Here is a 24,058-nt window from a genome sequence, read left to right on the forward strand (position 1 = left end):
CCCAGGCAGGTCATGCGGAACGCGTACTACTGGTTCTGGTTCTCACCGCGGTAGTACTCGTACACCCAGCCCCACAGGCCGATCACGATGATCGGGGCGGAGAAGTACATCAGCCACCAGCCGAAGATGACGCCCATGAAGGCGAGCGCGCCACCGATGGCCAGGGAGAGCGGCTGCCAGCTGTGCGGGGAGAAGAACCCCAGCTCGCCGGCCTCGTCCGCGACGTCCGCCTCCAGGTTGTCCTGGGCCATCTCGTCCACGCGCCGGGCCGTGAAGGCCAGGTAGTAGCCGATCATGGCGCTCAGGCCGAAGGCGAGGGCGAGCGCGGTGGTTCCTACGGGCTCCTTCGACCAGACGCCGTACACGACGGTCATGATCAGGATGAAGAGGGCGAGCCAGAGGAACATCTTGCCCTGGATCTTCACTTGCCGGCCTCCTTGCCACCGGTGACGGCCTTGGTGCCGGCGCTGTGGTCCTCAAGGTGCTCGAGGGCCGCGATCTCCGGGTGGTGCAGGTCGAACGCCGGGGATTCGGAGCGGATCCGCGGCAGGGTGACGAAGTTGTGGCGCGGCGGCGGGCAGGAGGTCGCCCACTCGAGCGAACGGCCGTAGCCCCACGGGTCGTCGACCTCGATCTTCTTGCCGTACTTGGCGGTCTTCCACACGTTGTACATGAACGGAAGCATCGACAGGCCGAGCAGGAAGGAGCTGATCGTCGAGATCGTGTTCAGGGTGGTGAAGCCGTCGGCGGCGAGGTAGTCCGCGTAACGGCGCGGCATGCCCTCGGCACCCAGCCAGTGCTGCACCAGGAACGTGCCGTGGAAGCCCACGAACAGCGTCCAGAACGTGATCTTGCCGAGGCGCTCGTCCAGCATCTTGCCCGTGAACTTCGGCCACCAGAAGTGGAAGCCGGAGAACATCGCGAAGACCACGGTGCCGAAGATGACGTAGTGGAAGTGCGCGACGACGAAGTACGAGTCGGAGACGTGGAAGTCCATCGGGGGCGAGGCCAGGATGACGCCGGTCAGACCACCGAAGGTGAAGGTGATCAGGAAGCCGACGGCCCAGAGCATCGGGGTCTCGAAGGACAGCGAGCCCTTCCACATGGTGCCGATCCAGTTGAAGAACTTCACACCGGTCGGTACCGCGATCAGGAAGGTCATGAAGGAGAAGAACGGCAGCAATACGCCGCCGGTGACGTACATGTGGTGCGCCCACACGGTCACCGAGAGGCCGGCGATCGCGATCGTCGCGCCGATCAGGCCGATGTAACCGAACATCGGCTTGCGGGAGAAGACCGGGATGACCTCGGAGATGATTCCGAAGAACGGCAGCGCGATGATGTACACCTCTGGGTGTCCGAAGAACCAGAAGAGGTGCTGCCAGAGCAGTGCGCCACCGTTGGCCGAGTCGAAGATGTGGCTGCCGAACTTGCGGTCGGACTCCAGCGCGAAGAGCGCGGCGGCCAGCACCGGGAAGGCGAGCAGGACCAGGACACCGGTCAGCAGCACGTTCCAGGTGAAGATCGGCATGCGGAACATCGTCATGCCGGGGGCGCGCATGCAGATGATCGTGGTGATGAAGTTGACCGAACCGAGGATCGTGCCGAAGCCGGAGAAGGCCAGACCCATGATCCACATGTCGGCGCCGATGCCCGGCGAGCGGACCGCGTCGGACAGCGGGGAGTAGGCGAACCAGCCGAAGTCGGCGGCGCCGTTCGGCGTGACGAAGCCGGCCACCGCGATGGTCGAGCCGAAGAGGTAGAGCCAGTACGCGAACATGTTCAGCCGCGGGAACGCCACGTCGGGCGCGCCGATCTGCAGCGGCATGATCCAGTTGGCGAATCCGGCGAACAGCGGCGTCGCGAACATCAGCAGCATGATCGTGCCGTGCATCGTGAACGCCTGGTTGAACTGCTCGTTCGACATGATCTGCGTGCCCGGACGGGCCAGCTCGGCACGCATGGCCAGGGCCAGGATGCCGCCGATGATGAAGAACACGAACGAGGTGACCAGGTAGAGCGTACCGATGGTCTTGTGGTCGGTCGTGGTCAGCCACTTGACGACCACGGATCCCGGGCGCTTGCGCCGTACCGGCAGCTCGTTCTCGTACGAGTCTTCAGCTGCCGCGGCACCCTGAGGTTCGTTGAGGATGCTCACAGTTTGTTCGTCTCCGAGTTCCGGGCCGGGTCGGTCTGCTTGATGCCGGCCGGGAGGAAGCCGGTCTGCCCCTTCTCAGCCAGTTCCTTGAGGTGCTTCTTGTACTCCTCGGGAGAGACGACCTTGACGTTGAAGAGCATCCGGGAGTGGTCGACGCCGCAGAGCTCGGCGCACTTGCCCATGAAGACGCCCTCTTCGTTCGGCGTGACCTCGAAGACGTTGGTGTGACCCGGGATGACGTCCTGCTTGAACAGGAAGGGGACGACCCAGAAGGAGTGGATGACGTCGTTGGACGACAGGATGAAGCGGACCTTCTCGCCCTTGGGCAGGTAGAGGGTCGGGCCCGGCCAGCCCTTCTCCGCGTTCACATCGGCCGGCGTGCCCTTCTCGTAGACGCCCTCGGCGCCCGCCGGGAAGTCCTTGGTGTACCGGTCCGGGATGGAGGCGAGCTCCTTCGGAACGGCGCCCGCCTTCGGCGTCGCGGCATCCCCATCGACGTTCTCGATGTAGTTGAAGCCCCAGCTCCACTGGAAGCCGACCACGTTGATGGTGTGCGGCGGCTTGGCGGTGAGCTCGAGGAGCTTGGACTCGTCACGCGCGGTGAAGTAGAAGAGCACCGAGACGATGATGAGCGGAACCACGGTGTACAGCGCCTCGATGGGCATGTTGTACCGGGTCTGCGGCGGAACCTCGATCTTGGTGCGGCTGCGCCGGTGGAAGATGACGCTCCACAGGATCAGACCCCACACCAGGATGCCGGTGATGAGGGCGGCGGCCCATGAACCCTGCCACAGCGAGAGGATGCGCGGCGCCTCCTCGGTGACCGGGTCGGGCATTCCGAGGGTGGGGAAGTCTTTATATGTGCAACCAGTGGCGGTCGCCAGAACCGCGCCCGCAGTCAGCGCCTGCAGCAGCTTCCGCCGCATCGGGCGCCGCGGCGAGCGGTCGGAGCCGTAGGGACTCACGTAGCGCCTTCCCGAGAGTCTCGGCCCGCGCGACCGGCTGCGGCCGTCTCGCGGGTCGGTCGCCGGCCCTGACGCGGGCAGGGGTTTGGATGTTTATGCGGACCAAACCCTACTGGACGCTATTTGGGGTCGCGCGGGGAGGGTGCCCAACGCGCCGCTACAGCCCCCGAAGGGGTGGGTCGGCCGTCCGGGGGACGGGCCGGACACCCCGGAACGGGGCTCTCCGGAAGCCATCTGACGGTCCCTGACCTGGTGAAGCCCGGGCCTTGGCCTACGGTGGCGCAATGCCGTACTTCGACGCCGCGTCCGCCGCTCCCCTCCACCCGGTCGCCCGGCAGGCCCTGCTGGCCGCGCTGGACGAGGGCTGGGCCGACCCCGTACGCCTCTACCGCGAGGGCCGGCGGGCCCGGCTGCTGCTGGACGCGGCGCGCGAGGCGGCGGCGGAGGCCGTGGGCTGCCGCCCCGACGAGCTGGCGTTCACTCCTTCGGGGACGCACGCGGTTCACGCGGGTCTGGCGGGGGCGCTGGCGGGCCGCCGGCGGGTGGGCAGCCACCTGGTCGTATCGGCGGTCGAGCACAGTTCCGTGCTGCACGCGGCGGAGGCCCATGAGGCGGGCGGCGGTTCGGTGACGCGGGTGGCGGTCTCGCGCGTGGGCGCGGTGGACGCCGACGCCTACGCGGGGGCGCTGCGCGCGGACACGGCGCTGGCCTGCCTGCAGTCGGCCAACCACGAGGTGGGCACGGTACAGCCGGTGGCCGAGGTGGCGCAGTCCTGCGCGGCGGCGGGCGTGCCGCTGCTGGTGGACGCGGCGCAGTCGCTGCCGTGGGAGCGGCCGCCGGCGGGCTGGTCGCTGCTGACGGCGAGCGCGCACAAATGGGGCGGGCCGCCGGGGGTCGGCCTGCTGGCCGTCCGCAAGGGGGTGCGGTACGCGCCCCAAGGCCCCGCCGACGAACGGGAGTCGGGCCGCTCGCCCGGCTACCCGAACCTGCCGGCGGTCGTGGCGGCGGCGGCGTCGCTGCGGGCGGTGCGGGCGGAGGCGGAGGCCGAGGGGCGGCGGCTGCGGGTGCTGGTGGACCGGATCCGGCGGCGGGTCGCCCGGCTGGTGCCGGACGTGGAGGTGGTGGGCGACGCGGACCGGCGGCTGCCGCACCTGGTGACGTTCTCCTGCCTGTACGTCGACGGCGAGACGCTGCTGCACGAGCTGGACCGGGCGGGCTTCTCGGTGTCGTCGGGCTCCTCCTGCACGAGCTCCACGCTGACGCCGAGCCATGTGCTGCGGGCGATGGGGGTGCTGTCGGAGGGGAACGTGCGGGTGTCGCTGCCGGTGGGGACGACGGCGGAGTCGGTGAACGCGTTCCTGGAGGTCCTGCCGGGGGTGGTGGCGGACGTCCGCGCCCGCCTGGGCGCGACCCCGCCGCCGCCGGAGCCGTCGGTGTCCACGCCCTCGGTGGAGGTGGACACCCTGGGCCTGCGCTGCCCGCAGCCGGTGATCGAGCTGGCGCGGGCGATCGGCACGGTGGCGGTGGGCGGGACGGTCACGGTCCTGTCGGACGACGAGGTGGCCCGCCTGGACATCCCGGCGTGGTGCACGTTGCGCGGCCACGACTACCTGGGCGAGTCCCCCCACCCGAAGGGCACGTCGTACAAGGTCCGCCGCACCCACTGACCCCGGGGCCCCGCCCCACTCCCCCGCGCCTCAAACGCCGGCGAGGCTGGAAAGGTGCCCGTGCCGGAGCCGGAGCCCGCTCGTCGGACCACCCCCGCGGGGGCTCCGCCCCCACACCCCCGCGCCTCAAACGCCGGCGAGGCTGGGTTGGTGTCGCCGCGCGGCTGAGAAGTGCGGCGCGCGGCACTTCCAGCCCGCGCGGCGTTTGAGCGCACGGGCGCGCAGCGCCCGTATCGGCCCCGGGCGGGGTCTCGGGGCGGAGCCCCGGTTTCGGGAAGGGGCGGGGTGGGGGAACGAGCCCCGCAGGGCCCGACCCCCACCGCGCAGGGCCCAGGGGGCGGTGGTCGGCCGGCCCAGGTCGGACCCGGAGGGCCGGGCGGGACGTGGGTCCCGGCCCCGGCCGGTGGGGCGGGTCGGGCCCGGCGGCCCGGCCGGGCGGCCCGGGATGCGGGTCGGACCCGGGGCCGGCGAGCGTGGGCCCGGGGGCCCGGTGTCAGGACAGGTGGGCGCGGACTTCCGCGGCGGCCGTGTCGCCGTACGCCTTGGTGAAGCGCTCCATGAAGTGGGCACGGGCCAGCGTGTACTCCTGGGTGCCCAGCGTCTCGATGACCAGCGTCGCCAGCATGCAGCCGACCTGCGCGGCCCGCTCCAGGCCCACGCCCCAGCCCAGCCCCGTCAGGAAGCCCGCGCGGAACGCGTCGCCGACACCCGTCGGGTCGACCTTCGCGGTCTCCTCCGGGCAGCCCACGACGATCGGGGCCTCGCCGGTCCGCTCGATCTTCACGCCCCGCGAGCCCAGCGTGGTCACGCGCGTGCCGACCTTGCCGAGGATCTCCTCGTCGCTCCAGCCGGACTTCGACTCGATGAGGCCCTTCTCGTACTCGTTCGAGAAGAGGTACGTCGCGCCCTCCATCAGCGTGCGGATGTTGTCGCCGTCCATCCGCGCGATCTGCTGCGAGAAGTCCGCCGCGAACGGGATGCCCCGCGTCCGGCACTCCTCCGTGTGGCGCAGCATCGCCTCCGGGTCGTCCGCGCCGATCAGGACCAGGTCCAGGCCGCCCACGCGGTCGGCGACGGCCTTCAGCTCGATCAGCCGGGCCTCGCTCATCGCACCCGTGTAGAAGGAGCCGATCTGGTTGTGGTCGGAGTCCGTCGTGCAGACGAAGCGCGCGGTGTGCAGCACCTCGGAGATACGGACGGACTGCGTGTCGACGCCGTGCCGGTCCAGCCAGGCGCGGTACTCGTCGAAGTCGTAGCCGGCCGCGCCGACCAGGATCGGCCGGGTGCCGAGCTGACCCATGCCGAAGCAGATGTTCGGGCCCACACCGCCCCGGCGCACGTCGAGGTTGTCGACGAGGAAGGAGAGGGAGACCGTGTGCAGCTGGTCCGCGACCAGCTGGTCGGCGAAGCGGCCGGGGAAGGTCATGAGGTGGTCGGTGGCGATGGAGCCGGTGACTGCGATACGCACGGCGTTGATGCTCCTGCGTGGGCGAGGGGCGACAGAGGACAGTCAACGCTACCCGGTCCCGGCCGTTCGGCCGAATGCCCGAAACTACCCCGTAGTAGGTCTTTCTCCGCGCGGCCCGCCGTGCCTACCGTGCCCCCATGACGTCTACCGATGGTTACGGGCACCCCGAAGGCCTCGCTCAGCTCCTCGGCGACTGCGCCCGGATGGCCCCGCACTGGACGGTCCCGGCCGAGCCGCACCCCGCGCGCGTGGCCCCCTCCCAGATCCACGGGATCAGCGTGCCCCCGTCCTCGGCCCGCCTGATCGCCGCCACCGCCCAGTACGGCGAGTAGGCCAGTAGGCCGGCAGGCGCGTAGGGGAACCGGAACGGACGGCGTCGCGTCACACCCGCATCAGCCACACGGCGAAGGAGCGATGCGGTGACCAGCGACCAGCAGCACACCACCCCTCACCCCCACCGACGGCGGCGGCACTGGGCGGTCGGCTCGATCGCGGCGGCCGTGCTGCTGGCGGGCGGCGGTACGGCGTACTGGGCGACGACGGCCCAGGGCAGCAGCAGCGAACGCGCCGATACGGCGGACGCCGCGGCCTCCCTGCGGACGGCGCCCCGCCCGGCCGCCTCCACGCCCGGCATCGCGCCCGGTGAGCCCGACCCGTCCGGCGGCGGGGTGACGTACGAGGCCACCGGACCGCTGCCGCAGGGGCCCGCGTCCGCGCCCGCGTTCAAGGCGGACGGCGAGGTGTCCAAGGAGGAGGTGGCCCGGCTGGCGGCGGCGCTCGGGATCGAGGGCGAGCCCCGGCTGTCGGGCGAGGTGTGGCAGGCCGGCACGGTCCGGGACTCCTCCGGCCCGCGGCTCCAGGTGACCCGCAAGGCGCCGGGCTCCTGGACGTACACGCACGCCCAGCTGGGCGGCGGGGACAACTGCCAGAAGGGCAAGGACACCTGCGGTCCGGTGCCGCCCGCCGAGGGGAACCCGGGCAAGGCGGTGCCCGAGGAGGCGGCGAAGACGGCCGCGGCCGCGGTGCTGACGGCGGTCGGGCAGAGCGGCGCGCGGCTGGACGCCCGGCTCACCCAGGGCGCCGTGCGCGTGGTCAGCGCCGACCCGGTGATCGGCGGGCTGCCCACGCAGGGCTGGGCCACCAAGGTGAACGTGGGCGCGGACGGCCAGGTGGTGGGCGGCAGCGGTGAGCTGAAGGCCCCCGTGAAGACCGCCGACCGGCCGGTGATCGGGGCCGAGGAGGCACTGAAGCGGCTCAACGGACGTTCGGGCCCGGTGCGGAACCCGGATCCGAGCGGCTGCGCCACGTCGGTGCCGCTGGAGCCGGACGCCCCGGTGTCCTCCGACGGCCCGCTGCCCTGCAACCCCGAGCCGCGGCCGATGAAGCCGCCGCGGACGGAGCAGGTGGCCAAGGCGGTGCTGGGGCTGGCCCCGGGCACGGTGGACGGCGGCCGGGGCCTGGTGCCGGCCTGGCTGTTCGAGGTGGCCGGCCAGGGCACCGCGGCCGGGCACACGGTGGCGCAGCCGGCCGCCGCGGAGGCACCGGCGGACGGCGGCGGCGGTAACGGCGGTGGCCAGACGGTGCCCGGATTCTCGTACAGCGAGAGCGACCGGAAGCTGACGGTGCACTTCTGGGGCGGGGTGTGCAGCGACTACGCCCTCGAGGCGCGCGAGAGCGCGGCGTCCGTGCTGGTCAAGATCACCGATACGCCGCGGGAGCCGGGCCGTGCGTGCATCCTGATCGCGGAGGAGATGTCCCGGTCGGTGACGCTCCAGGAGCCGCTCGGGAACCGGAAGGTGATCGACGCGAAGACCGCCAAGGAGCTGCCGCGCGCCTCCTGAGCGCGGACACCGGCCCGCGGCCATGCGCGAGGGGCCTCGACGGCATACGCGAGGGGCCTGGCGGCATACGCGAGGGGCCCCGCCGGACGATTCCGGCGGGGCCCCTCGCGTACCGCTACAGGCGCGGCTCACGCACGGCTGAGCCTTAGCTGAAGGAGTCGCCGCAGGCGCAGGAGCCCGTGGCGTTCGGGTTGTCGATCGTGAAGCCCTGCTTCTCGATGGTGTCGACGAAGTCGATGGAGGCGCCGCCCAGGTACGGGGCGCTCATGCGGTCGGTGACGACCTTCACACCGTCGAAGTCCTTCACCACGTCACCGTCGAGCGAGCGCTCGTCGAAGAAGAGCTGGTAGCGCAGGCCCGAGCAGCCACCGGGCTGGACGGCGACGCGCAGTGCCAGGTCCTCCCGGCCTTCCTGGTCGAGCAGGGCCTTGACCTTGGCGGCGGCGGCGTCGGACAGGAGGATGCCGTCGCTCACAGTGGTCTTGTCGTCCTGAACGGACATCTGCATTCACTCCCGAAGTGGGGCGGCTCCCCGCCGGGGCAGGGAAACGTCGGACTCTTGCCGTCGGCTGCAACCGACGCGGCCGCGGATTCATTCCGGGCCTGACGCTTGTTTCAGACATTCATGCTCGCACACCCGGGCGGAGCGGTGGAGCCGCTCGCCCGGGGACGGCGAATTCGTCACATCGACACTATCGCCATCGTCAAAGTGACATGAAACGGCTATGATAGATAGCGTCAAATAGACGAGAAGTCGCATCTTCCTGGACCGGCCAGGACCGAGATCTCGTCGTCGCGGAACAGAAAGGGTGCGTGTCGTGACCACCGCCCAGCCTTTGGACGTCCAGCCGACGCCCCTCGCCCTGCTGCTGCTCGGCCGCGAGGCCGACCCCCGGAGCGAGCGGGGTGTCGAGTGCCCGGGCGACCTGCCCTCGCCGTCGGACCCGGACCTGGTGGCGCGCGCCCGCGCGGCCAAGGAGAAGCTCGGGAACAAGGTCTTCATCCTCGGCCACCACTACCAGCGCGACGAGGTCATCGAGTTCGCGGACGTCACCGGTGACTCCTTCAAGCTGGCCCGGGACGCGGCCGCCCGGCCGGAGGCCGAGTACATCGTCTTCTGCGGCGTGCACTTCATGGCGGAGTCGGCCGACATCCTGACCGGCGACGACCAGAAGGTGGTCCTCCCGGACCTGGCCGCCGGCTGCTCGATGGCCGACATGGCCACCGCCGAGCAGGTCGCCGAGTGCTGGGACGTGCTGACCGAGGCCGGTGTCGCCGACGTCACCGTGCCGGTGTCGTACATGAACTCCTCCGCCGACATCAAGGCCTTCACCGGCAAGCACGGCGGCACGATCTGTACGTCGTCCAACGCGAAGAAGGCCCTGGAGTGGGCGTTCGGGCAGGGCGAGAAGATCCTGTTCCTCCCCGACCAGCACCTGGGCCGCAACACCGCCGTCCGCGACATGGGCATGTCGCTGGAGGACTGCGTCGTCTACAACCCGCACAAGCCGGGCGGCGGTCTGACCGCCGAGCAGCTGCGCGCGGCGAAGATGATCCTGTGGCGGGGCCACTGCTCGGTGCACGGCCGGTTCTCGCTGGACTCGGTCAACGACGTGCGCGAGCGCATCCCGGGCGTGAACGTGCTGGTCCACCCCGAGTGCAAGCACGAGGTCGTGGCGGCCGCGGACCACGTCGGCTCGACGGAGTACATCATCAAGACCCTGGAGGCGGCCCCGGCCGGCTCGAAGTGGGCGATAGGCACCGAGCTGAACCTGGTCAAGCGCCTGGCGAATCGATTCGCCCCGGAGGGCAAGGACGTCGTCTTCCTCGACCGCACGGTCTGCTTCTGCTCGACGATGAACCGCATCGACCTGCCCCACCTGGTGTGGACCCTGGAATCCCTCGCCGAGGGCACGCTGGTCAACCAGATCCAGGTCGACAAGGAGACCGAGAGCTTCGCCAAGCTCGCGCTGGAGCGGATGCTGGCGCTGCCGTAACGCCCGGCCCGCCCCGCTGAACGCCCGAAGGGGCGCCCCCCGCACCGGGGGGGCGCCCCTTCGTCGTACTCCGGACCCCGAAGGGCCCTCGGCTCCGTCAGACCCGGACCGGGTCGTCGTCCGGCGAGGAGCCCGACGAGGTACCCGACGAGGCCGGCGTGTCCGCGGCCGGGACCACCGTCAGCCGGCCGGCCCGCTTCGCGGCCCGCTTCTGCCGGCGGCGCTCCTTGCGCAGCTCGACCATCGTGTAGAGGGTCGGCACCAGGAGCAGCGTGAGCAGGGTGGAGCTGATCAGGCCGCCGATCACGACCACCGCGAGCGGCTGGGAGATGAACCCGCCCTCGCCGGTGACGCCGAGCGCCATCGGCAGCAGGGCGAAGATCGTCGCCAGGGCCGTCATCAGGATGGGGCGCAGCCGGTGCCGGCCGCCCTCGACGACCGCCTCGACGACGCCCAGGCCCTGGGCGCGGTACTGGTTGACGAGGTCGATCAGGACGATCGCGTTGGTGACCACGATGCCGATGAGCATCAGCATGCCGATCATCGCCGGGACACCCATCGGGGTGCCGGTGACGATGAGCAGGCCGAGCGCGCCGGTGGCCGCGAACGGGATGGACACCAGCAGGATCAGCGGCTGGACCAGCGACTTGAAGGTCGCGACCAGCAGCATGAACACGATGGCGATGGCCGCGAACATGGCCAGCCCCAGCTGTGCGAACGCCTCGTCCTGGTCCTCGGAGACCCCGCCGATCGAGGCGGTGGCGCCGTCGGGCAGGTCCAGGGCCTTCAGCTTGGTCTGCAGGGCGGAGCTGACCGCGCCGGTGTTGTCGCCGGTCGGCTTGGCCGTGACGGTCGCGGCGCGGGCGCCGTCGATACGGGTCATGCCGACCGGACCGGGCACCTCCTCGACCTCGGCGACGTCACCGAGCCGGAGCGGGCCGACGGGCAGCGCCTGGAGCTCGGCCAGGGTCCTGGCGGGCTGCGCGGAGGTGATGACGATGTCCCGCTCGGTGTTGTCCAGGACGGCCTTGCCGGCCGGGATCCCGTGGACGGCCTGGGCGACGATGCCGCCCAGCATCGTCTGGTCCAGGCCCGCCTCGGCGGCCTTGGGGGTGGCGGTGACGGAGATCCGGGGCACCGACTGGGACAGGTCGCTCTGGACGTTGGTGACGTCCTTCAGGCCGGCCACCTCGGCGCGGACCTGCTCGGCGGCCTTCGCCAGCACCGCCGCGTCGGCGGCCTTGACGACCACGCTGAGGTCCTGGTTGCCGAAGGCCTCGCCGGCCACGACGTTGGTCTCGCCGATGCCGTCGAGGCCGGCCAGGCCCTTCTCGATGCGGCGGACGGTGTCCTCGGCGGAGGCCGAGTCCTTCAGGGTGATCTGGTACGAGGCCTGGTTGGAGCCCGTACCGCCGCCGAAGGCCGCGAGGAAGCCGGAGGAACCGACGGTGACCTGGTAGTCCTTGACGCCGTCGGTGTCGGCGAGGACCTTCTCGACCTTCTGGGCGGCCGCGTCGGAGGCGGCCAGCGAGGTGCCGGGGGCCAGCTCCTGCTTGAGGGTGAGGACCTTCTGCTCGCCCGGGTCGAAGAAGTTGGTCTTCAGCAGCGGGGTCATGCCGAAGGTGCCCAGGAGCACCACGACGGCGATGACCACACTGGTCAGGCGGCGCCGGGTGGCGAAGCCCAGCACCCGCACGTACAGGCGCTGGAGCCGGCTGCGGGCCTCCTTCTCCTCGGCCTCGCGGCGGGCCCGGGCCGGGTCCTCGGCGGTGCCCTTGGGGGCGCGCAGGAACCAGTACGCCAGCACCGGTACGACGGTCAGCGAGACCAGCAGGGACGCCAGCAGGGCGGCGGTGACGGTCAGCGAGAAGGAGCCGAAGAGCTCGCCGACCATGCCGCCGACCAGCCCGATGGGGAGGAAGACGGCGACGGTGGTCAGGGTGGAGGAGGTGACCGCGCCGGCGACCTCCTTGACGGCGGCGATGATCGCGCTCTCGCGCTCCTCGCCGTAGCCGAGGTGGCGCTTGATGTTCTCCAGGACCACGATCGAGTCGTCGACGACGCGGCCGATGGCGATGGTGAGCGCGCCGAGGGTGAGCATGTTCAGCGACAGGTCGCGGGTCCACAGCACGATGAGCGCGAGGACGACGGACAGCGGGATGGAGACCGCGGTGACCAGCGTCGAGCGCAGCGAGGCCAGGAAGACCAGGATCACGATCACCGCGAAGAGCAGGCCGAGCAGGCCCTCGGTGGTGAGGCTGGAGATGGCGGTGGCCACGGCCGGGCCCTGGTCGCTGACGACGGTCAGGGCGGCGCCGGAGCCGAGGTCCGCGCGCAGCCCGGGCAGCTTGGCGGTGACGGCGTCGGAGATGGCGACGGCGCTGCCGTCCTTGTCCATCGTCATGACGACGGCGAGGCTGGGCTTGCCGTTGGTGCGGGTCAGCGAGACCGCCTTGGCGGGCTGCTGGGTGACGGTGGCGACGTCGCCGAGCCGGACGGCGCCCTTGCCGGTGCCGGCGCTCAGCCGCAGGTCCTGGACCTGGGCCAGGGAGGTGTAGCCGCCGCCGACGCGGACGGTGCGGTTCTGGCCGGCCTCGTCGAGGGAGCCCGCCGGGACGGTCGCGCCGCCCGCCTTGAGGGCCTCGCCCAGCTTGCCGGCGTCGAGGCCGGCGGCGGCGAGCTTGGCGGTGTCGGGGGTGACGGCGACCTGGAGGTCCTGCACGCCGTCGACGGTGACCTGGCCGACGCCGTCGATGTCCTCCAGGGCCGGGACGACGGTGCGCTGAAGCTGGTCGGCGAGGGCCTGCTGGTCCTTGTCGGAGGTGACGGCGAGGACGACGGTGGGGATGTCGTCGGTCGAGCCGGCCACGACCTGCGGGTCGACGTCGGCGGGCAGCGTGGCGCGGACCCGGTTGACGGCCTGCTGGACGTCGGCGACGAGCTGCTTGGTGCCGGAGTCGCCGTAGTCGAAGGTGGCGCGGATCAGGGCGTTGCCCTCGGTCGCGGTGGAGGTGATGCCGGTGATCCCGTCGACGCCCTTGAGGGCGCCTTCGATCGGTTCGACGACCTGCTTCTCGACCACGTCGGGCGAGGCGCCCTGGTACGGCGCGAGCACGGAGACCATCGGGAGTTCGATGGAGGGCAGCAGCTGCTGCTTGAGCTGCGGGATGGCTATGACGCCGAAGAGGAGCGCGACGATCGACACGAGTCCGATCAGCGCGCGTTGGGCGAGGCTGAAGCGGGACAGCCAGGACATGGGTGGGATCTCTCTGCTGTGGCCGAAAGCTGGTCCCTCCCATCCCATCCCACCGGGTGGCACCGGGACCTCGGCCCCAGGTCGCGTCCTTATCTCACGCATACCGCGAACGCAGTACGCATCTCGGCGCCCGGCTACTCCGCGCGCGGGCGGACAAGTCCCGATTCGTACGCGATGACCACCAATTGCGCCCGGTCACGGGCACCGAGCTTGGCCATGGCCCGGTTGACGTGGGTCTTGACGGTGAGCGGGCTGACCTCCAGCCGTCCGGCGATCTCGTCGTTCGACAGCCCGGCCGCGACCAGGACGAGCACCTCGCGCTCGCGTCCGGTGAGCGCGGCCAGCCGCTGGGCGCGGGCGCCGTCGGGGACCCCGTCGGCGGGGCCGGAGCGGCCGCCCTGGGCGAGGAAGGTGGCGATCAGGCCCTTGGTGGCGGCCGGGGACAGCAGCGCCTCGCCGGCGTGGGCGATGCGGATGGCGTTCAGCAGTTCCTCGGGTTCGGCGCCCTTGCCGAGGAACCCGGACGCCCCCGCGCGCAGGGCCTGGACGACGTACTCGTCCACCTCGAAGGTCGTCAGCATCACCACGCGGACGTCCGCCAGCTCCGGGTCGGCGCTGATCGCGCGGGTGGCGGCGAGGCCGTCGGTGCCGGGCATCCGGATGTCCATGAGCACCACGTCGGCCTTCAGCTCCCGGGCGAGCGCGCAGGCCTGCGCGCCGTCGGAGGCCTCCCCCACGACGCGCATGCCGGGTTCGGAGTCGATGAGCACCTTGAAGGCGCTGCGCAGGAGCGCCTGGTCGTCGGCGAGCAGCACCCTGATGGGCGTCGCCGACGGGTCCGGGGACTGTTCTTCCGGCGGGGGCAGGGGGTGTTCCACGGACCAGAGCGTACGTCGCCCCGCCCGCCCGGGGGCGGTCAGCCCAGCGCGAGGACGACCAGGGCACAGGTCGTGGCGGTCTCCTCGACGGCGCCGAAGACGTCCCCGGTGACCCCGTCGAGGCGGCGGACGCAGCGCCGCAGCAGCAGTTCGGCGGCGGCCAGTCCCGCCAGGACCGCGCCCGCGTGCTGGACGGCGGCCGGCAGGCCGAGCGGCAGGGCGGCGGCGGCCGCGGCGAGCGCGGTGAGGACGGCGAGGGCCGCCGCGGCCGGGCCCGGGACCACACCGGCGACCGCGGCGCCCAGGCCGCCGGGCCGGGCCGCGGGGACGCCGGAGCGGGCGGCGAGGGTCAGGGCGAGGCGGGCGGTCACGGCGGCGGTCACGGCGGCCAGGGCGCCGGGCGCCCAGCCGCCGGCGTAGAGGTCGTACAGCGCGGCGACCTGGGTCAGGAGGACCAGGAGCAGGGTGATGACGCCGAAGGGGCCGATGTCGGACTGCTTCATGATCCGCAGGGCGGTCTCGGCGGGCTTGGCGCTGCCCAGGCCGTCGGCGGTGTCGGCCAGGCCGTCCAGGTGCAGCCCGCGGGTCAGGGCGGCGGGGACGGCGACGGTGGCGACGGCGGCCAGCAGCGGGCCCGCGGACAGCAGGACCAGGGCGGTGCCGAGGGCCGCGGCGCAGAGCCCGACGACCAGCCCGGCCAGCGGGGCGCACACCATGCCGGTGCGCGCCGCGGGCCGGTCCCACCGCGTGATGCGGGCGGGCAGCACGGTGAGCGTGCCGAAGGCGAAGCGGACGCCGTCGAGCAGCGAGGCGCGCTCCGGGGCCGGGGACGCGGGAGCGGGGGGCGGCGGGGGCGGGGATCCGGTCATCCCGGCGAACGCTACCTGTTCGAAGCAGCCGGTAAATTGCCCCTTACGCACCACATGGGGAGCTGGGCATGGGTCACTGGTGGTACCGGAACATCGTCGAACCGGGGAAGCTGCCGCTGCTGCTGGCGCTCGTCTCGTTCGTGATGTCGTTCCTGGTCACCCGGACCATCACCCGGCTGATCCGGGCCGGGCGGGGGCCGTTCAAGAACATCACCCCGGGCGGGCTGCACGTCCACCACGTGGTGCCCGGCGTGGTCCTGGTGATCATCGGCGGTTTCGGGGCGGTCGGCAGCACCGGGAACAGCTTCGGGGCGATGCTCTCCGCCGTGCTGTTCGGGCTGGGCGCGGGCCTGGTCCTGGACGAGTTCGCGCTGATCCTGCACCTCGACGACGTCTACTGGAGCGAGCAGGGCCGCAAGAGCGTGGAGATCGTCGTGCTGACCGCGGCGCTGGTGGCGCTGGTCCTCGGCGGTTTTCTGCCCTTCGGGGTCAACGAGCTGACCGCCGACGAGCGGCACAACCGCGGGCTGGTGGTCATGAACACCGCCCTGAACTTCTTCCTGGCCCTGGTCGCCCTGTGGAAGGGCAAGGCACGCACGGCGCTGGTGGGCACCGTGGTCCCGTTCGTCGCGCTGATCGGCGCGGTCCGGCTGGCCCGGCCCGGGTCCCCGTACGCGAACCGGTTCTACGCCAACCGGCCGCGCGCCCGGGCCAGGGCCGGGCTGCGCGCCTTCCACCACGACCGCCGCTGGGCGGGTCCGCGCCGCCGGTTCCAGGACTTCATCGGAGGCGCCCCGGACCCGGAGAAGACCCCGGACCCGGCTCCGGACCACGACCGTCCGGAGCCGCCGGGGATCAGCCGGGAATGAGCCCGTCGTCGCTGAGCATCTCCCGGACCTCGTCCAGCGTCGCGTCCGGCGCCGGCAGGATCAGCTCCGACGGCTCCAGCGCGTCGTCCGGCAGCGGGCTGCCGAGCCGGCGTACGGCGTCCAGCAAGGCCTCCAGCGTGCGCCGGAACCCCGCCTCGTCACCGGACTCCATCTCCTCCAGGAGCTCGTCGTCCAGCGCGTTCAGCTCCGCGACGTGTGCGTCGGCGAGCCTGACCTGCCCTTCCCCCATGATGCGGACAATCATGACGGGCCCCTGTCCTACTGCTTGTCGAACCGGTGCGGGCTCTGCTGCGACTGCTGCTGCGCGGCACCGGGGGTGCCGCCCTCGATGGCCTGCTGCTGCGCCGACGGGCCGCCCGCCAGCTCGGCCTTCATCCGCTGGAGCTCCAGCTCAACGTCCGTGCCGCCGGAGAGGCGGTCCAGCTCGGCCTGGATGTCGTCCTTGGAACCGAGGCCGGACTGGTCGTCCAGGGCGCCGGAGGCCAGCAGCTCGTCGATCGCGCCGGCCCGGGCCTGGAGCTGGGCGGTCTTGTCCTCCGCCCGCTGGATGGCCACGCCGACGTCGCTCATCTCCTCGGAGATGCCGGAGAAGGACTCCGCGATCCGGGTCTGGGCCTGGGCCGCGGTGTAGGTGGCCTTGATGGTCTCCTTCTTCGTACGGAAGGCGTCCACCTTGGCCTGGAGGCGCTGCGCCGCCAGCGTCAGCTTCTCCTCCTCGCCCTGGAGGGTCTGGTGCTGCACCTCCAGGTCGCTGACCTGCTGCTGGAGCGAGGCACGGCGGGAGAGGGCCTCGCGCGCCAGGTCCTCGCGGCCCAGGGCGAGGGCCTTGCGGCCCTGGTCCTCCAGCTTGGCCGACTGGCCCTGGAGCTGGTTCAGCTGCAGCTCCAGGCGCTTGCGGGAGGTCGCGACGTCGGCGACACCGCGGCGCACCTTCTGGAGCAGCTCCAGCTGCTTCTGGTACGAGTAGTCGAGGGTCTCGCGCGGGTCCTCGGCCCGGTCAAGGGCCTTGTTCGCCTTCGCGCGGAAGATCATCCCCATACGCTTCATCACACCGCTCATGGGCTTCGCGCGCCCCCTTCTGACGGACTTCGGCCTCAGGTCATCAACAGAACCCACAGTAAGGGCCCTGTCTCCATTACCGCACTGTTCGCGGGCGGATGCGCTCCTCCTCCAGGACGACTACACCACCGCCCATGTCAGGCGTAAGGAGTAGGTAGTCCCCCGAGAAGAACCGCGAGGAACGTGAGAAGCACTCCCGTCCCATCAAGGAAGACGCCCGCCGTTGCGGGATCGTTCCCCTCCGGGGTGGGGGTGCAACCCCGCGACCCCGTACCCTTGGGTTTTGTGTTTGGTAGCCGTTCGTCCAAGGAAGAGAAGGCAGCCGCCACCGACAAGGTGACCGCTGACCCCTCGCAGCCCCGTGACCCGCAGGCCCCCAAGGGCCGCCCGACGCCGAAGCGTGCTGTGGCCCAGTCGCAGCGCAAGGCGGTCGTGGCCTCGACCGGCAATCGCAAGGAGGACGCCAAGCGCGCCCGCGAACGCCGCCGCGTCGAGATGGCCAGGCAGCGGGAGGCGCTGGCCAACGGCGACGAGCGCTACCTGCCGGCCCGCGACAAGGGCCCGGTGCGCAGGTTCGTCCGCGACTACGTGGACTCCCGCTTCTCGGTGGCCGAGATGTTCCTGCCGCTCGCGGTGGTCATCCTCGTGCTCACCATGATCAAGGTCCCCTCGATCCAGACCATCGCGCTGACGCTGTGGCTCGGTGTGATCGCGCTGATCATCGTCGACTCGATCGCCCTGTTCATCCGCCTGCGCCGCGCGCTCAACGAGCGGTTCCCGGACGAGCCCAAGCGCGGCGCCGCCGCGTACGGCCTGATGCGCACCCTCCAGATGCGTCGGCTGCGACTGCCGAAGCCGCAGGTCAAGCGCGGGGAACGGCCCTGAGCGCAGCGGGGGGCCCGGACGCTTTCACCGGGGGTTCCCGGTTGTGGCTGGAGGGTCTGGGGGGTCTGCGCAACGCGGTCCGGCAAGAGCTCGTAGGGCGCCAGATCGAGGAGCAGATCGCACAGCGCTTCCCCGTGGGGCAGCGGCTGCGGGTCCTCGACGTGGGCATGGGCCAGGGCACGCAGGCGCTGCGGCTGGCCCGGGCCGGCCACCAGGTCACCGGGCTGGAGCAGGACCCCGGCATGCTCGACGTGGCGCGCGACGCGCTGGAGCGGGAGCCGGCCGGGATCCGGGAGCGGGTCCGGCTGCTGGAGGGCGACGGCCGGGAGACCGGCGCGCACTTCCTTCCGGGCAGCTTCGACGTCGTGCTGTGCCACGGGGTGCTGATGTACGTGCCCGAGCGGGACGGCATGCTCGCCGGGCTGGCGCGGATGCTGGCCCCGGGCGGTCTGCTGTCGCTGCTGGTCCGCAACGGGGACGCGCTGGCGATGCGGCCGGGGATGGCCGGCGACTGGGCCACGGCCCTGACCGCCTTCGACACGACCGCGTACACCAACCGGCTCGGGCTGGACGTCCGGGCGGACCGGCTGGGGGACCTGACGTCCACGCTGTCCGGGATCGGGGCGCCGCTGTCGGCGTGGTACGGGGTGCGGGTCTTCACCGACGGCACCGAGGCCGCCGAGCAGCTGCCGCCGGAGGCCGAGCTGGAGCGGCTGCTGACCGCCGAGGAGCGGGCCGGCCGTACCGACCCCTACCGAGGGGTGGCGGCGCTGCTCCACCTCTGCGGCGTCCGCGGCGGCTGACCTCCCGCTCCGGCTCCGACGGATTTCACGGACCCTCAGGGTCCGGCGTACGACGAAGGGGCGCCCCCCGGTGCGGGGGGCGCCCCTTCGGGCGTTCAGCGGGCCGCCGGTCATCGCAGCGGCTCCCAGCAGCGCACCGGATCGTGCGCGATCCCGAAGCCGGCCGAGCAGCGGGCGCAGTGGACGAAGGTGGAGCCGAACCGCCGTTGCAGAGCGCCCGGCCGCCGGCACGCGGGGCACGGCACGGTGACGGTGCGGCAGATGCCGCCCGGGTGGGCGGGGGAGGCGCGTGCCTCCAGCCCGAGACCCGTCACCAAGAGGTTCGCGGCCTCGGCCTCCATCCGGGCCAGGCTCCGCCACCCGCTCACGTGGCGGCCCGCACACAGGCGAGCGGGGCCTCGAACTCCCGGTGGTCCCGTCCCCGGATGTACGCCGTGAGGCCGCCGTCGTCGCCGGCCACGACGGCCCGCAGCTCGCCCTCCCTCAGCGACCGGGTGTCCACGACCCGCTGCCCGAGCAGCCGGTGCGGCACATGCCCGAACGTCGACATGCCGGTCTCACGGACTTCCATAACGGTGCTCCCTGCCGTCGTCAGCGGGTGGTGCGGCCCGATCTCGGCGCCGGGCATCGCGGGGTGTCGCCTGAAGCGGTCATGACCGTCAGGCGTCTGTGACCAGTCAACGGCCGTGAGCGGACGTGGGAGCATCTGCGATGCGGGATGCGCATACGGGTATGCGCGCAGCGGGTACGGGCATGTGCACGGAGCTGGTCGATCCCGAGGCTGGGGGGATGTTGAGCATTTCGCCGGCGGTCAGAGAAGCGTCCCGGGCGAAGGACTACGGGAAGGTCATCGAGCTGGTCCGGAAGGACGCCCGAATGACGCAGACCCAGTTGGGGCAGGCCTGCGGGCTGTCCCAGTCGGCCGTCTCCCGGTTGGAGAAGCGCGGCCCCGGGGCGTACACGACGGATGCCCTCGCGGCGATAGCCGTACACCTGGGCATCCCCGGGCCCCTCGTAGGTCTCGCGGACGCGGCAGTACGAGATGGGTTCGAGCACGTGGAACGACGGAACTTCCTCGGCGGAGCGGCTGCGGTCGTTGCCGCCCCAGCCCTGTCCGCCCTCCCCGACCCGGGCGAAGGCGCTGGTCAAGCAGCGACCCTGAGACTCGGCACCGCCTCCTACCGACGCCTGGACGGATCCACTCCCTCCCGCGAACTGGCCGAGGCGGTCAGATCCCACCTGCGGCTCGTACAGCACGTGAGCAGGGCGGCGGGCGACGAGCGGCAACGGTCCCGACTGGCAGCCGCGGGCAGCGAGGCGGCAAGCCTGGTCGGGTGGCTGTCCTGGGACATGGGCGACCACGGCTCGACCCGTACGTGGTACGGGTCGGCGATCAAAGCGGCTCGCGCGGCCGGTGACCCTCTGCTCACCGCCTACCAGGCCGGGAGCATGGCCCAGTTCGAGGCAGATGCGGGCAACGGGGTCCAGGCACTGAACTGGACGCGGGCGGCTCGCGGGTACCTCGATGAGCGAAGGCCCGCGGTGGCTGACGCGTGGTTGTCTTCGGTCGAGGCCACGGCCCACGCCGCTGCCGGGAATGAGCGGGCCGCGGACCGGGCGCTGACCGCGAGCAGGGCTCAGGTCGCGCGATTGGACACCGAGGAACCTCCGCCGTGGCCGTGGGTGTTCACCTTCGACGAGACCAAGGTGGCGGCAGCTCGTGTCACATGCGGGGCCCGGCTCGGGCTGCCGTCCTGGGTGCTGGAGGCGGACACCGAGGCGCTCGCGACCGGTCACGCCAAGCAGCGGGCCCTTCTGGTGCTCGACGTCGCCACCGGCCACCTGGCGGCAGGCCGCGTGGAGGCCGCGTTCGCGTTGGCGTCCCGCGCGCTGGAGACCGGACTCCAGTACCGTTCCGGAAGGATCGTCGACCGCGCTCGCGCGGTCCGACGCTCGTACCGGACCGCATCACCACCGAAGGTGGTCCGCGACTTCGACGAGCGGTTGCACGATGTCTACCTGTAGGGGAAATGCGCCATGCGTGTGGGAATCACCGGCCATCGGGGGCTGAGCACCGAGGTCGAGCAGAAGGTACGCAAACTCCTCGAAGCCGCGGTGACAGGTTACGGCGGCGCCGACCTGGTAGGCGTCTCCTGCATCGCAGACGGTCCCGATGCGTGGTTCGCCCAGTACGTACTCGCTCACGGCGGGCGCCTGGAGGTGGTGATTCCGGCGGAGGAGTACCGAGGGGGCCTTCCCGAGGAGCACTGGCCGGCGTACGACGAGTTGACGCGCCGCGCGTCCGAGATCCACCACACCGGCATGGCGGCCTCCGACCCGGCTGCGCACATGGCCGGCAGCGAGGTTCTCGTGGGCCTGGTCGATGAGCTGATCGCGGTCTGGGACGGCAGGCAGGCATGGGGGTACGGCGGCACCGCCGATGTCGTCGCGTACGCCGAACGGACCGGCGTTCCGGTGCGCGTCCTGTGGCCCGAGGGCGCGAGCCGCTGAATCGCCGCACACCGACACGGCCCCGCTCCGGTCCGTGGGCCGGAGCGGGGCCGTGTGCGTTCAGGTCACAGGGACCGGAGCGGGGCGGGGGGTCAGGCGTCGACCGCGTCGCGCAGGCTCATCGTGTAGAGCTCCGTGCCGGCGTCGTCCGACAGCTTCACCCGCTCGATGCCGCCGTCCAGCAGCTCCTTCCAGTACTCGCCGATCCAGGACTCCGCGTCCCCCTGCGTGGTGAACTCCTCCGGCTCCACCGCGGGCGCGCCCTCCGTACCGTCGGCCTTCTCGAACCGCCACGTCCACGCCATGTCCGCCTCCGTTGCCCGTCCGCTGCCCGTCCGCTCGCCGTCCGGGCTCCTGGTGAGTCTGCCCCGCAGACTAACCGGGCGCGCATCACGCGCGGCGACGCGGGAGGATCTTCTACGTGGAACTGACTCTGCTGGGCACCGGCACACCCGAAGGACTGCCCCGCCCCGGCTGTCCCTGCGCCGCGTGCGCGGTCTCCGTGGGCACCCGGGCGCGCGCCGCGACCGCCGTACTCGTCGACGGGGCGCTGCTGCTCGACCTGACGCCCGGGGCGGTGCTGGCCGCCGCGCGGGCCGGGCACTCGCTGGCCGGGGTACGGCAGGTGCTGCTGACGCACCCGCACGACGGGCCCGCCGTGGAGCTGCCGCCGGGGCTGCCGGCGGCCGGGCGGGTGCCGGACGGGCGGGAGCTCGCGGTGATCAGCGGGCACCGGGTGCGGGCGGTGCCGATGGACGCGCCGGGCACCGGGTACGAGGTCACCGGGCCGGACGGGGACCGGCTGCTGTACCTGCCGCCCGGCGGGGCCCCGGCCGGGGCGGACGCGGCGCCGGGCGCCCCGCCGTACGACATGGTGCTCGCCGACGTCCTGGGCCGCCCCGAGGCGCTGGCCCGGCTGCGGGCGGTCGGCGCGGTGGGCCCGGCCACCGATGTGATCGCCGTGCACCTCGACCACGGCACTCCGCCGGGGGCGGAGCTGGACCGGCGCTGCGCGGCCGCCGGGGCCCGGGCGGTGCCGGACGGGGCGACGGTGATCGTCGGCGAGTACCACGCGGTGCCGGACCTGCCGCGCCGCACGCTGGTGCTGGGCGGGGCGCGCTCGGGCAAGTCGTACGAGGCGGAACGCCGCCTGGAGACCTTCCCCGAGGTGCACTATGTGGCCACCGGCGGTACCCGTGACGGCGACGCGGAGTGGGCCCAGCGCGTGGGGCTGCACCGCGAGCGGCGGCCGGCCGGCTGGCGGACGCTGGAGACCTGCGAGCTGGTACCGCTGCTGACCGAGGGCGGGCCGCCGCTGCTGATCGACTGTCTGGCGCTGTGGCTGACGGACGCGATGGACCGGGCCGGGGCCTGGGACGACGAGACGTGGGCGGGCCCGGGGCAGAAGGAGCTGCGGGAGCGCACCGCCGAGCTGGTGGCGGCCTTCCGGGCCACCCGGCGCACGGCGGTCGTCGTGAGCAACGAGGTCGGCTCGGGCGTCGTGCCCGCCACCGCCTCCGGTCGGCGTTTCCGCGACGAGCTGGGGCGGCTGAACGCGGCGGTCGCCGGGGAGTGCGAGCACGTCCTGCTGGTGGTCGCCGGAACGGCCCTCGTTCTCAAGGAATAGGCCCGGGCGCGGCCCGCCGTTCAACTCCGGAGGACCGGGCTTGGGCAGGGCCTGACCGCCTGTACCCTTCGGCAGATGACCACGCTGAATCTCGACGACTTCTCCGATCTGATCGAGCGCCCCGACGGGGGCGTACGGCGGGACGCCGAGGACCGCCGTGAGCGGCTGGCCGTGCCGCCGGGGGCGCTGGGGCGGCTCGACGAGCTCGCCGAATGGCTGGCCGCCGCGCAGGGGCGGGTTCCTGTCACGCCGGTCGAGCGTCCCAAGGTGGTGCTGTTCGCCGCCGACCACGGGGTGGCCTCCCTCGGGGTGTCCGCGGGACCCGCGGGCGGCGCGCACGAGCTGGTACGGGCGGTGCTCGACGGGCGCAGCCCGGTGTCGATCCTGGCCCGCAGCTTCGGCATCGGGATCCGGGTGGTGGACGCGGGCCTGGACTGCGACCCCGAGCTGCTGCCCAAGGACGTCGTCGAGCACCGCGTACGGCGCGGCAGCGGGCGTATCGACATCGAGGACGCGCTGACGCCGGAGGAGACCGAGGCGGCGCTGCGCCTGGGCATGCGGATCGCCGACGAGGAGGCCGACTCCGGGACCGATCTGGTGGTGCTCGGCGACCTGAGCGTGGGCGGGACCACGGTGGCCGCGACCCTGGTCGCGGCCCTGTGCGGGACGGACGCCTCGGTGGTGACCGGGCGGGGCGGCACGCCCATCGACGACCTGGCGTGGATGCGCAAGTGCGCGGCGATCCGGGACGCGCTGCGCCGGGCCCGCCCGGCGCTGGGCGACCAGGTGGCGCTGCTGGGCGCGGTCGGCGGCGCGGACGTGGCCGCGATCACCGGTTTCCTGCTCCAGTGCGCGGTGCGCCGGACCCCGGTGATCCTGGACGGGATCGTTTCGGCGGCCTGCGGGCTGGTGGCCCAGCGGGCGGCGTTCCGGGCCCCGGACTGGTGGGTGGCCGGCCAGGCCAGCGGGGAGCCGGGTCAGGCCAAGGCACTTGACCGAATGGCACTCAACCCCGTGCTCGATCACGGCGTCACAGTAGGTGAAGGAACCGGGGCATTGCTGGCGCTTCCCCTGGTCCGGGCGGCCGCCGCACTCGCGGCGGAGCTCCCGGAGCGGGCGGAGGAGCCTTCGGAGTGAGCCGCGGTCGACCGCCGGCCTGACCAGTCGGCACGTCAACCGCCCCT

The 24,058-nt window shown here is 72.2% G+C and carries 24 protein-coding genes; 11 read left to right on the plus strand and 13 right to left on the minus strand.

Annotated features, from left to right (window positions below):
• Window positions 1–26: 26 nt before the first annotated feature.
• Genes ACZ6KO_RS09750 through ctaC form a run of 3 tightly spaced genes read right to left on the minus strand, consistent with a single transcriptional unit; the run spans window position 27 to window position 3,123 of the window.
• Window positions 27–425: a cytochrome c oxidase subunit 4 gene (locus ACZ6KO_RS09750; RefSeq protein ID WP_401447894.1), complete on the minus strand. Its 399-nt coding sequence runs from the start codon at window positions 423–425 to the stop codon at window positions 27–29.
• A complete protein-coding gene (ctaD, locus tag ACZ6KO_RS09755) occupies window positions 422–2,158 on the minus strand; it encodes an aa3-type cytochrome oxidase subunit I (protein WP_401447896.1) in 1,737 nt (578 codons plus the stop codon). Before ctaD ends, ACZ6KO_RS09750 begins: the two co-directional genes overlap by 4 nt.
• Complete coding sequence (ctaC, locus tag ACZ6KO_RS09760; RefSeq protein ID WP_469302391.1) at window positions 2,155–3,123, minus strand: aa3-type cytochrome oxidase subunit II; 969 nt, start codon at window positions 3,121–3,123, stop codon at window positions 2,155–2,157. The genes ctaD and ctaC overlap by 4 nt, the downstream gene beginning before the upstream one ends.
• A 284-nt stretch (window positions 3,124–3,407) precedes the next feature.
• Here ctaC and ACZ6KO_RS09765 point away from each other — a divergent pair, with 284 nt between their 5' ends.
• Window positions 3,408–4,790, plus strand: coding sequence for an aminotransferase class V-fold PLP-dependent enzyme (locus tag ACZ6KO_RS09765; protein ID WP_469302394.1), 1,383 nt, complete (start codon window positions 3,408–3,410; stop codon window positions 4,788–4,790).
• 493 nt (window positions 4,791–5,283) lie between these two features.
• Here ACZ6KO_RS09765 and ACZ6KO_RS09770 read toward each other — a convergent pair whose 3' ends face one another.
• The gene (locus ACZ6KO_RS09770) at window positions 5,284–6,258 is read right to left on the minus strand and encodes a carbohydrate kinase family protein (RefSeq protein ID WP_469302396.1); all 975 of its coding nucleotides are present in this window, start codon (window positions 6,256–6,258) and stop codon (window positions 5,284–5,286) included.
• A gap of 137 nt (window positions 6,259–6,395) precedes the next feature.
• On the opposite strand from ACZ6KO_RS09770, the gene ACZ6KO_RS09775 reads away from it, so the two are divergent.
• Together ACZ6KO_RS09775 and ACZ6KO_RS09780 are read left to right on the plus strand one after the other, a co-directional pair.
• The gene (locus ACZ6KO_RS09775) at window positions 6,396–6,590 is read left to right on the plus strand and encodes a hypothetical protein (protein ID WP_401447905.1); all 195 of its coding nucleotides are present in this window, start codon (window positions 6,396–6,398) and stop codon (window positions 6,588–6,590) included.
• Between the two features lie 87 nt (window positions 6,591–6,677).
• Window positions 6,678–8,099, plus strand: coding sequence for a hypothetical protein (locus tag ACZ6KO_RS09780; protein WP_469302400.1), 1,422 nt, complete (start codon window positions 6,678–6,680; stop codon window positions 8,097–8,099).
• A 145-nt stretch (window positions 8,100–8,244) separates the two neighbouring features.
• Here ACZ6KO_RS09780 and ACZ6KO_RS09785 read toward each other — a convergent pair whose 3' ends face one another.
• The gene (locus tag ACZ6KO_RS09785) at window positions 8,245–8,601 is read right to left on the minus strand and encodes an iron-sulfur cluster assembly accessory protein (RefSeq protein ID WP_028811387.1); all 357 of its coding nucleotides are present in this window, start codon (window positions 8,599–8,601) and stop codon (window positions 8,245–8,247) included.
• Between the two features lie 307 nt (window positions 8,602–8,908).
• Between ACZ6KO_RS09785 and nadA the strand changes: the two genes are divergently transcribed.
• Window positions 8,909–10,096 (plus strand): quinolinate synthase NadA, encoded by a 1,188-nt coding sequence (nadA, locus tag ACZ6KO_RS09790; protein WP_469302403.1) that lies wholly within the window; start codon window positions 8,909–8,911, stop codon window positions 10,094–10,096.
• A 97-nt stretch (window positions 10,097–10,193) separates the two neighbouring features.
• Here the strand turns inward: nadA and ACZ6KO_RS09795 are convergent, their stop codons facing one another.
• From ACZ6KO_RS09795 to ACZ6KO_RS09805, 3 genes are all read right to left on the minus strand, one after another.
• A complete protein-coding gene (locus tag ACZ6KO_RS09795; protein ID WP_469302406.1) occupies window positions 10,194–13,352 on the minus strand; it encodes an efflux RND transporter permease subunit in 3,159 nt (1,052 codons plus the stop codon).
• Window positions 13,353–13,486: 134 nt separating this feature from the next.
• Window positions 13,487–14,230: a response regulator gene (locus ACZ6KO_RS09800; protein WP_469302408.1), complete on the minus strand. Its 744-nt coding sequence runs from the start codon at window positions 14,228–14,230 to the stop codon at window positions 13,487–13,489.
• A 38-nt stretch (window positions 14,231–14,268) separates the two neighbouring features.
• A complete protein-coding gene (locus tag ACZ6KO_RS09805) occupies window positions 14,269–15,099 on the minus strand; it encodes an adenosylcobinamide-GDP ribazoletransferase (RefSeq protein ID WP_469302411.1) in 831 nt (276 codons plus the stop codon).
• Between the two features lie 68 nt (window positions 15,100–15,167).
• Between ACZ6KO_RS09805 and ACZ6KO_RS09810 the strand changes: the two genes are divergently transcribed.
• A complete protein-coding gene (locus ACZ6KO_RS09810) occupies window positions 15,168–15,968 on the plus strand; it encodes a hypothetical protein (protein ID WP_469302414.1) in 801 nt (266 codons plus the stop codon).
• Here the strand turns inward: ACZ6KO_RS09810 and pspAA are convergent.
• A complete protein-coding gene (pspAA, locus tag ACZ6KO_RS09815; protein ID WP_469302416.1) occupies window positions 15,955–16,233 on the minus strand; it encodes a PspA-associated protein PspAA in 279 nt (92 codons plus the stop codon). The two genes, ACZ6KO_RS09810 and pspAA, sit on opposite strands and share 14 nt — an antisense overlap.
• Before the next feature lie 14 nt (window positions 16,234–16,247).
• Complete coding sequence (locus ACZ6KO_RS09820) at window positions 16,248–17,048, minus strand: PspA/IM30 family protein (protein ID WP_469302419.1); 801 nt, start codon at window positions 17,046–17,048, stop codon at window positions 16,248–16,250.
• Between the two features lie 276 nt (window positions 17,049–17,324).
• Between ACZ6KO_RS09820 and ACZ6KO_RS09825 the strand changes: the two genes are divergently transcribed.
• Window positions 17,325–17,933, plus strand: a complete 609-nt coding sequence (locus ACZ6KO_RS09825; RefSeq protein ID WP_469302421.1) for a DUF3043 domain-containing protein — start codon at window positions 17,325–17,327, stop codon at window positions 17,931–17,933.
• Window positions 17,934–17,974: 41 nt separating this feature from the next.
• Window positions 17,975–18,736 carry a class I SAM-dependent methyltransferase gene (locus tag ACZ6KO_RS09830; protein WP_469302424.1) on the plus strand — a complete coding sequence of 254 codons (762 nt, stop codon included), beginning with the start codon at window positions 17,975–17,977 and terminating at the stop codon, window positions 18,734–18,736.
• A 110-nt stretch (window positions 18,737–18,846) separates the two neighbouring features.
• Here the strand turns inward: ACZ6KO_RS09830 and ACZ6KO_RS09835 are convergent, their stop codons facing one another.
• Together ACZ6KO_RS09835 and ACZ6KO_RS09840 are read right to left on the minus strand one after the other, a co-directional pair.
• Window positions 18,847–19,104 (minus strand): hypothetical protein, encoded by a 258-nt coding sequence (locus ACZ6KO_RS09835; RefSeq protein WP_469302426.1) that lies wholly within the window; start codon window positions 19,102–19,104, stop codon window positions 18,847–18,849.
• A complete protein-coding gene (locus tag ACZ6KO_RS09840) occupies window positions 19,101–19,307 on the minus strand; it encodes a hypothetical protein (protein ID WP_469302429.1) in 207 nt (68 codons plus the stop codon). The genes ACZ6KO_RS09835 and ACZ6KO_RS09840 overlap by 4 nt, the downstream gene beginning before the upstream one ends.
• Window positions 19,308–19,489: 182 nt before the next feature.
• Between ACZ6KO_RS09840 and ACZ6KO_RS09845 the strand changes: the two genes are divergently transcribed.
• Entirely contained in the window at window positions 19,490–20,761 is a 1,272-nt protein-coding gene (locus ACZ6KO_RS09845) for a helix-turn-helix domain-containing protein (RefSeq protein WP_469302432.1), read from the plus strand.
• A gap of 12 nt (window positions 20,762–20,773) precedes the next feature.
• A complete protein-coding gene (locus tag ACZ6KO_RS09850) occupies window positions 20,774–21,247 on the plus strand; it encodes a hypothetical protein (protein ID WP_469302435.1) in 474 nt (157 codons plus the stop codon).
• A 92-nt stretch (window positions 21,248–21,339) separates the two neighbouring features.
• Here ACZ6KO_RS09850 and ACZ6KO_RS09855 read toward each other — a convergent pair whose 3' ends face one another.
• Window positions 21,340–21,552, minus strand: a complete 213-nt coding sequence (locus tag ACZ6KO_RS09855) for a hypothetical protein (protein WP_469302437.1) — start codon at window positions 21,550–21,552, stop codon at window positions 21,340–21,342.
• A 116-nt stretch (window positions 21,553–21,668) separates the two neighbouring features.
• Here ACZ6KO_RS09855 and ACZ6KO_RS09860 point away from each other — a divergent pair, with 116 nt between their 5' ends.
• Window positions 21,669–22,874, plus strand: coding sequence for a bifunctional adenosylcobinamide kinase/adenosylcobinamide-phosphate guanylyltransferase (locus tag ACZ6KO_RS09860; RefSeq protein ID WP_469302439.1), 1,206 nt, complete (start codon window positions 21,669–21,671; stop codon window positions 22,872–22,874).
• Between the two features lie 75 nt (window positions 22,875–22,949).
• Window positions 22,950–24,011 carry a nicotinate-nucleotide--dimethylbenzimidazole phosphoribosyltransferase gene (cobT, locus tag ACZ6KO_RS09865; RefSeq protein ID WP_469302441.1) on the plus strand — a complete coding sequence of 354 codons (1,062 nt, stop codon included), beginning with the start codon at window positions 22,950–22,952 and terminating at the stop codon, window positions 24,009–24,011.
• The last annotated feature ends 47 nt before the right edge of the window (window positions 24,012–24,058 follow it).

This window comes from Streptomyces sp. NPDC042102 (assembly GCF_055582305.1).